The organism is Variovorax sp. CAN15 (assembly GCF_030462475.1).
Taxonomy (GTDB): Bacteria; Pseudomonadota; Gammaproteobacteria; order Burkholderiales; family Burkholderiaceae_C; genus Variovorax.
Map to the genome: position 1 here is coordinate 1 of NZ_JASMRZ010000138.1, position 6734 is coordinate 6734.

The window sequence follows — 6734 nt, forward strand, 5'->3', positions numbered from 1 at the left end:
TGCCCACCGTGCTCGCGGCACTGGCCAACGTGCCGCTGGACGGCGCTGACATTTCCTCCATCACCTACTGCCGGACCGGCGCCGCCGTGCTCGCGCCAGAGCTTGCCGCGCGCTTCGAGCGCCTGTTCGGCCTGCACGTGCACGAGAGCCTGGGCATGACGGAGATGGCCGGCATCTCGACCATCACGCCGCCCGGCGTGAACGGGCCCGCGGGCTGCGTCGGCTTTCGGCTGCCGTACATGCAGATGCGCGTGGTGGCGCTCGACGAGAACGGCAACGCGACCGACCGCGAGATGCCGCGCGGCCAGCAGGGCATGGTGCTCTTCAAGTCGCCCAACGTGTTCTCGGGCTTCGTCGACCCTGCGGACAACGCCAAGGCCTTCACCGCCGACGGCTGGCTCGCCACCGGCGACCTGGGCTGGATCGACGACCAGGAGCGGCTCAACCTCACCGGCCGCTCGAAGGACCTCATCATCCGCAGCGGCCACAACATCGACCCCAAGACCATCGAGGACGCGCTGGGCGCGCATCCCGCCGTGCAGCTGTGCGCGGCAGTGGGCGCGCCCGACGCCTACGCGGGCGAGCTGCCCGTGATCTTCGCGACGCTGGTGCCCGGCGCATCGGCGACCGAGGAAGAGCTGCTGGCCTTCACCTCGGCGCGCGTGGACGAGGCGCCGGCGCGGCCCAAGTGGGTGTCGGTGATCGGCACCATGCCGATGACCAACGTCGGCAAGATCTACAAGCCCGAGCTGCGCGCCATGGCCGCGCTGCAGGTGGTGAACGCCGCCATCGCCGAGGCCTGCGCCGAACTCGGCGTGCCCGAGACCGCGCGGCCCATCGCGAAGACCGAGGGCGAGAGCCTCGTGCGCGTTCAGATCGACAGCGCCGCCGCGGGCCCGCTCGCCGCGCCGCTGCAGGAGCGGCTGCGCAAGGCGCTGGAGCCCCTGCCCTTCAAGACGCGCATCACCGCGCAGTGACCTTTTTCAGAAAACATAGACAGAGACAAGCCATGACGACCTTCCGCCTTCCGACCCGCCGCGCGCTGCTGCTGTGCGCCACCGCTTCCGTCGCCCTGCTGGGCACTCAGGCACAGGCCCAGGCCGCCTACCCGAACAAGCCGATCCGCATGGTCGTGCCCTTCGCCGCGGGCGGTGCCACCGACGTGCTCGCACGCGTGATCGGCCAGAAGATGTCGGCCAGCATGGGCCAGCCCGTCATCATCGACAACAAGCCAGGCGCTGCCGGCATCATCGGCACCGACGCGGTCGCCAAGGCCGCGCCCGACGGCTACACCATCGTGCTGGGGCTGAGCAATTCGCTCATGACCAACGAGTTCCTCTACGAGAAGCTGCCCTACGACACGGCGCGCGACCTCACGCTGGTCTACCAGATCGCGTCGGCGCCGCTGGTGCTGGTGGTGCACCCCAGCGTGCCGGCGAAGACCGGGCCGGAGCTGCTGAAGCACGTCGTCGCCAACAAGGGCAAGGTGGCCTACGGCTCGTACGGCGTGGGCGCCTATCCGCACCTGGCCGGCGCGCACATGAGCCTGTCGACGCAGTCGGACATGAGCCACGTCGCCTACAAGGGCGAGGCGCCGATGATGCAGGACCTGATCGGCGGCCAGATCCAGATGGCCTACGCCAGCGCGCTGGTCGCCAAGCCGCACATCGATTCCGGAAAGATCCGCGCCATCGGCGTGAGCGGCGAGCGCCGCATGAGCACGCTGCCCAACGTGCCCACGCTGGCCGAGCAGGGCCTGAAGGACGAGGCCTACCGCGTGACCGGCTGGCTCGCCATCGCGGTGCCCGCCAAGACGCCCAAGCCCATCGTCGACCGCATCGCCGAGGAAGTGCGCAAGGCCACGCAGCAGCCCGACGTGCGCGAGCGCGTGGCGGCCATGGGCTTCGAGATCAAGGACAGCTCGCCCGAGCTCTTCGCCACCGCCTGGAAGGCCGAGCGCCCGGTGTGGGAGCGCCTGATCAAGCAATCGGGCGCGAAGCTCGAGTAAGCCCTCCGCTCATCCATTCATTTCTTCGTCATTCAAAGGAACAGCCATGAAGGTTCTGGTGCCCGTCAAACGGGTCGTCGATTACAACGTGAAGGTGCGCGTGAAGAGCGACGGCACCGGAGTGGACATTGCCAACGTCAAGATGAGCATGAACCCCTTCGACGAGATCGCCGTTGAAGAAGCGGTGCGGCTGAAGGAAAAGGGCGTGGTCACGGAAGTGATCGCCGTGTCGTGCGGCGACGCCAAGTGCCAGGAAACCCTGCGCACCGCCATGGCCATCGGCGCCGACCGCGGCATCCTGGTGGAAACCACCGAAGAACTGCAGCCGCTGGCCGTGGCCAAGCTGCTGAAGGCGCTGGTCGACAAGGAACAGCCTTCCCTCATCATCCTCGGCAAGCAAGCCATCGACGACGACGCCAACCAGACCGGCCAGATGCTGGCTGCACTGGCTGATCTTCCCCAAGCCACCTTCGCCTCCAAGGTCGAAGTCGCTGGCGACAAGGCAACGGTGACCCGTGAAGTCGATGGCGGCCTGGAAACGGTCTCCCTCACGCTGCCCGCGGTCATCACCACCGACCTGCGCCTGAACGAGCCGCGCTACGTGACGCTGCCCAACATCATGAAGGCCAAGAAGAAGCAGCTCGATACGGTCAAGCCCGAGGACCTGGGCGTGGACGTGAAGCCACGCCTCAAGACCCTGAAGGTCGCTGAGCCGCCGAAACGTGGCGCCGGCATCAAGGTGCCCGACGTTGCAACGCTGGTGGACAAACTGAAGAACGAAGCGAAGGTGATCTGAACATGACCGCACTTGTTATTGCCGAACACGACCACGCCAGCATCAAGCCGGCCACCCTCAACACCGTGACCGCGGCGCTGGCCTGCGGCGGCGACGTCCACGTGCTCGTGGCCGGCGCCAATGCAGCAGAAGCAGCCAAGGCCGCAGCCCAGATCGCAGGCGTTTCCAAGGTCATCGCCGCAGACAGCCCGAGCCTCGCTGAAAACCTTGCCGAGAACGTCGCAGCCCAAGTCCTGGCGATCGCTGGCAACTACAGCCACATCCTGTTCCCCTCGACCGCCAACGGCAAGAACGTCGCCCCGCGCGTGGCTGCGAAGCTCGATGTAGCCCAGATCAGCGACATCACCGCCGTGGTGAGCGCGGACACCTTCGAGCGTCCGATCTACGCGGGCAACGCGATTGCCACCGTGCAGAGCAGCGATGCGACCAAGGTCATCACCGTTCGCACGACCGGCTTCGATGCGGCTGCAGCCACGGGTGGCAGTGCTGCAGTCGAATCGGCTGCAGGCGTGGCCGACAGCGGCAAGAGCAGCTTCGTGGGCCGTGAAGTCACGAAGAGCGAGCGTCCCGAACTGACCGCCGCCAAGATCATCGTCTCGGGTGGCCGCGCACTCGGAAGCGCCGAAAAGTTCACCGAGGTGATGGCACCTCTGGCGGACAAGCTGAACGCCGGCCTCGGCGCCAGCCGTGCTGCAGTGGACGCGGGCTATGCCCCGAACGACTGGCAAGTGGGCCAGACGGGCAAGATCGTGGCTCCGCAGCTGTACATCGCAGCCGGCATCTCGGGCGCGATCCAGCATCTGGCGGGCATGAAGGACTCCAAGGTGATCGTGGCGATCAACAAGGACGAGGAAGCGCCGATCTTCTCGGTGGCCGACTACGGCCTCGTGGCCGACCTGTTCACGGCCGTGCCGGAACTGGTGAAGGCGCTGTAGGAGCCGCCGAAAGTGGGTCGCCCTTCTGACAAGGGCACTCGTGCGGGCAAGCGGGCAGGAAGTCGATTTCTGCCCGCCTCAGTTTTTCGCCCTTCAGGCTCGCGCTCGGGTCGTATGCATATCCTTTCGACGACAGTTCGACGCGCGCTGGGCTGAGCTGAAGCTCCTGGAATATTCTTGCTGCAGCTTTGGCCCGGTCGATTGCCAGTGCTTTCGCGTGCCGCTCGCCAATTTCAGCAGCGCCTCCGATGAAGAACTTCTCGTGATTTGGGTAGCGCTTTCGGAGCATGTCGATCCACTCTACAAGCCGGACTACCTGTTCGGTCGTCACCGCCGCCGAGTCGGTCGGGAAGTAGAGGTCGATCGATTTGACAGGACTGCAGGCGAGCGCGGGCAACATGGGAAGCGCCATCAGCGCCGCGAGGAATTTATAGGCGGCCAAAGATTTCTCCAAAGATGACGTAGCCCGCAAGACTGTCCGCATTGGTTTTCATGCCTGCCGGGTTTGTCTTCACTCCCTCCAAAGACTGAGCCAAATGATAGATGGTGTCGACACTGTCGAAGCAGTCCGTGAAGTGCGTCACCTCGTGAATCAGCGTGCTCAGTTGCGAGTCCTTTTCAGATGACTTGGGTCGCAGGTCGCAAAAGTCGAGAGCAATTGCAATCGTGTGCGTTGCGGTTTCGGGCTTGCAGACGGCAGCAACGACGCCAGGTGCGGTATCGAGCGTGCAGGAAAGAAACTTCCCCGTCTCTTTCGACATACGCACGAAGTTCTTCTCTTCCAGTCCTCGCAGAACCTGCAGACAGGCAGCCAAGCCTTTTTGCAGATACTCGCGCATCGATGAATCGGCGACGCCAAACCAGAGCTTGACGCGAGATTGTGCTTCCTTGTCCCAGCGGGCCAGTTCCGGCAACCGTCTTTTTGATATCAGTGCGACGGCCAGATCGCGCAGTTCAAGCATCCGCTCGGCGAACTCCTTGTTTGTCATGTTGGGGCAGATGTTTTCGGTTTGCTCCGCCTCGGCGGGATGCGTGACAACCTCGTCCACGATCTTCTTCGATGCAGCAATCTCCTGGCCATGTACAGCCGCGTGAGTCGATGCCATCGATGCCACGCTCGACTCTGCTCCCACGGCGTACCACGCGCCGTCGTCGCATGTGGCTGTCTGCTGCAATGTGGAGAGGATCGGCTGTGGCACCGGGCAATGGCAGATCACTACGTCGCCCTCCAGCGCCGCCTCGGAGATGAATTCAGGCCGCCGCGGGCCGCCAGCCTTGGCAATGATGCCCACGCTGTTACAACCCTCGCAGTACGCCCTGCCGCCGATCAGCGCAACGCGATGTCCATACAAGTCGAGCATCGGGCCGTCGTAAGGCAACACCCGTCCGCCAGCGGCCGGCGGATCGCCGACCACGAGAATTTTTCGCTCCATCCGATACGTTCCCTGAGTGATTGGAACGCTGGTTGTAGTTCGCCCGCAGAGACAACACTGTTGTCAATCGCAAGCTGAGAGGACCTAAGTCACGGTGTCGCGCACGTTCACGATCCAAGAACGTGTTCAACGTTTTCTGAGCAGAACGAGCAGGAATGCCAGGGGAACGAACTGCAGGCTGGTGTTGAGCAGCCGCTCGCAGTTCTTCCACGGCCGCCCGCGCTTTTCCAGCCACGCAAAGCCGCGTTCAACGACCTGATACAGCACGGGGCCGGCCAGGTCCGCTTGCGACGCATAGCAGAAGCTGCATTTGTTGGCAGTCTCCGCGACTTCGTGCTGTAGCAGCAGCTACTTTGCCTGCTTCTTCTCTAGAGTGAATGCCCCTGTCACTCGATACCCCGCCAAGGGGAGAAGAAAGGCGCTCACACCAATCCACCACCGAGATGTTTGAAGGCTGCTTGCCTCGCGGCAGGTTGTCGGTGCGAAAGCAGCGATGCAGATGCGAGGTATCAAAAGGCGACGGCCGAGGTGTAGCGAGCACCCCAGCCGTCTAACCAAGATCGTGCTCACCCCCGAAAGGAACCGCACAAAAATGGCTACCAAGACTATAGCCCGGCCAACTACGCCGGTAGCTTCCGAAGCAAACGCCCAAGACCCGGCGGATCTTCTTGAAAACACCCTGACTCAACTCGAAGCTCTTCTGTGGGTCTGCCACGGGGAAGAGATCGACTGGTGCAGCGGGGATGGGCCTCGGCAGCTGAACAATCTGCTTTGGCTTGCGGCCGAGATGGCTCGGAAGGCGGGGGAGTTGTTTCAGATGAGTGAGAAGGCACGACGTGGGGCGCCTGAGGTTGGCGGTTAGCGGCTGGGCTGCGGGTTTCGCGGCCCGCTTGGCGAACAGGTCCCTTGGGTTGCGATTGCTGAAGTCTTCGTGATAGAGGCCTTTCGGTTCAGTTGAGGTTTGTCGAGTAAGCCTCGGTGGCAGCTATGTGCCCCATGTCGATCGTCGACAGACAATGCGAGCATTCGCTTTGCAGCGACTACGGTCGTTGGCCGCAGATTTTTGAATGACTGCTTCGCGACTCATCGCAGTCGTCGGACGTGCCGTGATGCGATGAGCTATTCGAAGGTCTCAAGCAGAAGCGCGAGCGAGAGTCACCCCTGCTTGATAAGGTTCTGCAGAACCAGCGCGCCGCCCTTGTCCAGCAACGTACCGGACTCCGCGAGTGTCCCGAGGACGATCGGTGCAAAGCCCAGGTCGCCGACCAGCTTCGAGATGACGGCGGTGGCCTGCGTCTCATCACCGGCCACGAACATGACCCGCCGTCCGCCGTGCTCAACCGGATTCATCGCCAGCAGCCTAGCGGGAAGTTGATTGAACGTCTTGACCACGCGTGCACCAGGGAAGGCAGACGCCACCACGACCGTGGACGGCTGACCTTTCAGCGCTTCCGGCGGAACGCCGTAGGTGTTCATGGCGTCGACCACGATCTTTTCGGTCCACTGCCCTGCAGCGCGGGCGACATCGACGTGTGCGCTGAAAGGCACCGCGAGAATGACCA

General features: G+C 63.6%; 7 protein-coding genes and 1 pseudogene. 4 read left to right on the forward strand and 4 right to left on the reverse strand.

The genetic code is table 11. The annotated features are described in order from the left end of the window. The 4 genes from QMO14_RS32275 to QMO14_RS32290 all read left to right on the forward strand — a co-directional run. Nucleotides 1-977 (forward strand): AMP-binding protein (locus tag QMO14_RS32275; protein ID WP_301512154.1); only part of this gene is annotated, 977 nt, incomplete at its 5' end. Nucleotides 978-1009: 32 nt separating this feature from the next. Further along, complete coding sequence (locus tag QMO14_RS32280; protein ID WP_301512155.1) at nucleotides 1010-2008, forward strand: tripartite tricarboxylate transporter substrate binding protein; 999 nt, start codon at nucleotides 1010-1012, stop codon at nucleotides 2006-2008. A 46-nt stretch (nucleotides 2009-2054) separates the two neighbouring features. Continuing rightward, nucleotides 2055-2804: an electron transfer flavoprotein subunit beta/FixA family protein gene (locus QMO14_RS32285; protein ID WP_301512156.1), complete on the forward strand. Its 750-nt coding sequence runs from the start codon at nucleotides 2055-2057 to the stop codon at nucleotides 2802-2804. A gap of 2 nt (nucleotides 2805-2806) precedes the next feature. Further along, nucleotides 2807-3739, forward strand: a complete 933-nt coding sequence (locus QMO14_RS32290) for an electron transfer flavoprotein subunit alpha/FixB family protein (protein WP_301512158.1) — start codon at nucleotides 2807-2809, stop codon at nucleotides 3737-3739. Here QMO14_RS32290 and QMO14_RS32295 read toward each other — a convergent pair. From QMO14_RS32295 to QMO14_RS32310, 4 genes and pseudogenes are all read right to left on the reverse strand, one after another. Then, nucleotides 3705-4181: an OmpA family protein gene (locus tag QMO14_RS32295; protein ID WP_301512160.1), complete on the reverse strand. Its 477-nt coding sequence runs from the start codon at nucleotides 4179-4181 to the stop codon at nucleotides 3705-3707. The genes QMO14_RS32290 and QMO14_RS32295 overlap by 35 nt on opposite strands. Next, nucleotides 4168-5172 (reverse strand): M35 family metallo-endopeptidase, encoded by a 1005-nt coding sequence (locus QMO14_RS32300; RefSeq protein ID WP_301512162.1) that lies wholly within the window; start codon nucleotides 5170-5172, stop codon nucleotides 4168-4170. Before QMO14_RS32300 ends, QMO14_RS32295 begins: the two co-directional genes overlap by 14 nt. A 126-nt stretch (nucleotides 5173-5298) precedes the next feature. After that, nucleotides 5299-5427: pseudogene (locus QMO14_RS32305) on the reverse strand (IS5/IS1182 family transposase); the annotation flags it as partial. A gap of 900 nt (nucleotides 5428-6327) precedes the next feature. Further along, on the reverse strand, nucleotides 6328-6734 hold a 407-nt coding region (locus tag QMO14_RS32310; protein WP_301512164.1), incomplete at its 5' end, for an NADPH-dependent F420 reductase.